At 38.0% G+C, this 300-nt stretch carries 1 protein-coding gene; it reads right to left on the bottom strand.

Annotation, left to right across the window (positions count from 1 at the left end; genetic code table 11):
• Positions 1-169: phosphate acyltransferase (locus AB4512_RS22850; protein WP_372175818.1), on the bottom strand; the 169-nt coding region annotated here is incomplete at its 3' end.
• Between the last annotated feature and the right edge of the window lie 131 nt (positions 170-300).

Raw genomic sequence — 300 nt, 5'->3', positions numbered from 1 at the left:
CTGCAGCAGCGATGATCGCCGATTCATCGCCCACGAGTGTGATGTGAGCGAGCTGTTTGTCGATTGCCATTCTTGCAGCAGCTAGCACTCGCGGGTCCTCCGCTTCACTCAAAACAACACGCTTACGATCTAAATGAGCTTTATCAATAATCCGTTCAATCGCCTTCATCTTTAAATTCCATTTATTGAGATTAATTGTTCCATAATTTACATTTATATTATTGGAATAATAAAAAAGATCAAATTTTATTCAGATAATTGAAGAATAATGATTTGGTATGTACACTCTTAGGCATAGAC

Source organism: Vibrio sp. 10N.222.52.B7, from assembly GCF_041474275.1.
GTDB lineage: Bacteria > Pseudomonadota > Gammaproteobacteria > Enterobacterales > Vibrionaceae > Vibrio > Vibrio crassostreae_C.
The sequence above is the reverse complement of the archived record's forward strand: the minus strand, read 5'-3'. Positions and strand labels throughout refer to the sequence as shown.